Annotated in this window: 4 protein-coding genes; 2 read left to right on the top strand and 2 right to left on the bottom strand. The window is 49.1% G+C overall.

Going from position 1 to position 3,016, the window contains the following annotated elements; translation table 11 throughout:
* Together ubiE and ACKPQ4_RS05025 are read right to left on the bottom strand one after the other, a co-directional pair.
* Positions 1-699: bifunctional demethylmenaquinone methyltransferase/2-methoxy-6-polyprenyl-1,4-benzoquinol methylase UbiE (gene ubiE, locus ACKPQ4_RS05030; RefSeq protein WP_407680116.1), on the bottom strand; the 699-nt coding region annotated here is incomplete at its 3' end.
* Positions 696-2,318 carry an AAA family ATPase gene (locus ACKPQ4_RS05025; RefSeq protein ID WP_407680115.1) on the bottom strand — a complete coding sequence of 541 codons (1,623 nt, stop codon included), beginning with the start codon at positions 2,316-2,318 and terminating at the stop codon, positions 696-698. The genes ACKPQ4_RS05025 and ubiE, both read right to left, overlap by 4 nt.
* A 14-nt stretch (positions 2,319-2,332) precedes the next feature.
* On the opposite strand from ACKPQ4_RS05025, the gene ACKPQ4_RS05020 reads away from it, so the two are divergent.
* Entirely contained in the window at positions 2,333-2,728 is a 396-nt protein-coding gene (locus ACKPQ4_RS05020; RefSeq protein ID WP_407680114.1) for an HU family DNA-binding protein, read from the top strand.
* Between the two features lie 45 nt (positions 2,729-2,773).
* On the top strand, positions 2,774-3,016 hold a 243-nt coding region (locus ACKPQ4_RS05015; RefSeq protein WP_407680113.1), incomplete at its 3' end, for an ATP phosphoribosyltransferase regulatory subunit.

The following is a 3,016-nucleotide window of genomic DNA, read 5'->3' as shown; positions in this document are numbered from 1 at the left end:
TTTCCCTTCGTGCAGAGAAACAATGGAAAAGGTAAGGGCTTTTGCCTGTACATTAGAAAATCCTGATTGCTCGATTTCTTGCACCAAGCCGGCACGGTCGGGGAATTCAGAAATACTCGAACCAAGGTAAAGGTAGGCATCCCGATCACCCGTCATCCAACGGGCAACCCAGGGTAATACGCCTCGAAGATACAAATAATAAAAGGGCCGAAACCAAAGGTAAGGCTGGCTGAACTCGAGCACGATTAAACGCCCACCAGGACGAAGAACCCGTCTCATTTCAGATAGTCCTTTTGCACGGTCGGCAAGGTTGCGTAAACCAAAAGCTATTGTAATAAGGTCGAAGCTTTCATCAGCAAAGGGAAGATCCAGGCAATCTCCCAAAATGAATTGATTATCCCCCTCCTCCAGCTCTTTTGTTTGTCGCTTTGCACGAGCCTGTTCGAGCATAGGTTCGCAAAAGTCGAGCCCGCTCAGACGGGCCTGGTCGCCCAACCCTTGGCGCAGGGCGAAGAGAACATCCCCACTACCGGTGGCAAGGTCGAGAATGTCTACAGGTTGGCTTTGCCTGGCATGTTGTACGAGCCGGTGGCGCCAAAAAAAATCGATTCCTCCGGATAACCAATGGTTGGCAAGGTCGTACCTTTTGGCCACACTGGAAAAGGTGGCTTCTACGGCAACCGGATCGGGCCCGTTCACTTGCTTTCTTCGGTCTGAGAAAAACTCTCCACCACCCAGCGGGATAGTTCCTTATCCGGATCGTCGATTACTTTTTTATCCACATTAAAGGAGTTCTTTCCGGTGCGTTGGGAAATGATTTTTAATCCGTGTTCAAAATCTTTGAACTTCTTTTCACACAGGGCGAGAACGGAACGGTTTTGCTCGCTTGCCTCTTTGACCACAGCCACTTTTGCGGCTTTGCGAAAGCGCAGTTCGAGGCCGTGTTCGCGCTTGAAGGAATCTACAAATCGATCGACGTCGACGAGGAGGTTTTCGTCGAGCAGGTCGAGGTTGTCAGCAATGAGTTCCTTGAGGGCATCCTGGGGCCGACTAACGGTATCGGCATCGACTGAAAACTTTCGAATGGAGGTGGAAGGGAGTTCAAATTTGAAGTCGCGAAATATACGTTCGAGCACGGTGACCAATCCACGAGCCCCTGTCTTTTCGGTGGCGGCAAGTTTGGCCACCTCATTGATGGCAGGATTGCCAATATCAAATTTGATATTGTAGCCGTCAAAATCTTTGCGGTATTGATCGAGGGCACTGCCTTCGGAGGAGAGCAAAATTTCTGCAAGGTCTTCTTTGGTCAGTTCATCACAGGCAACGCGTACGGGCAGGCGGCCAATAAATTCCGGCTCAAACCCGTATTTGATAAAGTCCTGAGTCTCAGCCTTGTTTAAAAAATTAATCCCACTGCTGGCCATATCCTGTTCACCGGAGGATCCAAACCCTATCCGGGTAAGGTCGAGGCGTTTGCGCACACTCTCGGCAAGTTGATCAAATGCACCACTAACAATGAACAAAATATTTTTGGTGGAAATGGTGGATTTGCCCGGTTTGCCCCCCCGTTGCATCTCCATGAAGGCTTTCATCTGGCCCATCATATCCTGGGAGGATTGCAAGTTTACCTCGGTTTCCTCCATTAATTTAAGCAAGTTGATTTGTACCCCCCTACCGGAAACATCACGCCCACCCCGGGAACTTTCGGCAGCGATCTTGTCGATCTCATCGACATAGATGATACCGTACTGAGCGAGTTCGACATTACCATCCGCCTGTTTGACAAGATCGCGCACGAGATCGTCGACGTCGTTGCCAACATATCCGGTCTCAGAAAATTTGGTGGCGTCTGCCTTGACGAAAGGCACACCGATCAACTTGGCCACATTGCGCATCAAATAAGTCTTTCCCACCCCGGTAGGTCCGAGGAGTAACACATTGGGCTTTAAATATTCTGCAGACTGAGCACGGGTGTCACGAATACAACGGCGTACATGGTTGTAATGATCGCAGACAGCGACTGAGAGTACCCGCTTGGCTTGTTCCTGCTTGATGACAAAACGGTCGAGATAATCGCGCACTTCTTTGGGCTTGCGGTCAAAAGAGCGAATGGAGTCCAGGGGGTCTTCCTTTACAGGTTCGGACTCTTTTTCCTTTTTGCCTCCACCCTTGGGTTTCTCCGGTTCTTTATCGTCTGAGGAGGGGTTCATGCCTTGCATAAAAGGAGCAAATGCAACCTGCATGTTCTTATTTTTGAGAAGATCCTGCAATTGCTTTTGGATTTCCTCGAGAGGGTTGTCGTCGTCTTTTTTGGACATAAAGAAAGAAATAATTGTTTGACAGGTCCTTAATGGATGGGAATTTATGGAAAACCTACCCTAAACCCCTTCCACAAGTCTTTCAAACCGATTTACCCCAAATGTCGAACAATCTGACCAAAAGACAGATCGTCCAATCTATCTACGAGGGCGCCAACTATAACCACAAAGACGTCACTGAAATCGTCCAAAAAACTCTCGACCACATATGTGAGGGTTTGATCGCAGGGCAAAATGTGGAACTTCGAAACTTTGGAGTGTTTGAATTGCAGGTCAGAAAATCAAGGGTTGGTCGAAACCCCAACCAACCCAAAAAGGATGTGGTCATACCCCGCCGGGCGGTGGTCAAGTTTAAGGCAGGAAAAGGAATGAAGGCAGGTCTGACCAAGATCGACCTCGACTCCATCTAATCCCCACCTCCTCCCTCGAAGTAGGGATACATTGCCCGTATTGTCATGTTTGATACCTTACCCGGATTCCGCGAATTCCCCCCCGATGCCTGTGCCCAACGAAATCATTTATTTCGGGTATTTCGTACCGTTGCCCGTGCATTTGACTTTCAGGAATATGATGTGCCCTTGCTCGAACCATTGGATTTGTACCTCGAAAAATCGGGCGAAGAGATAGCCAGTCAATTATTTCACTTTGAGGACAAGGGAGGACGGAAGGTCGCCCTGAGACCCGAACTTACCCCCACT

Source organism: Candidatus Chordibacter forsetii (assembly GCF_964187505.1).
GTDB lineage: Bacteria > Verrucomicrobiota > Verrucomicrobiia > Opitutales > Seribacteraceae > Chordibacter > Chordibacter forsetii.
This window is presented reverse-complemented; position numbering and strand designations above follow the sequence as displayed.

Bases quoted from the DNA above. Each gene is read 5' to 3' on its own strand.
- ACKPQ4_RS05025 (WP_407680115.1), bottom strand. From the start codon at position 2,318: ATGTCCAAAAAAGACGACGACAACCCTCTCGAGGAAATCCAAAAGCAA.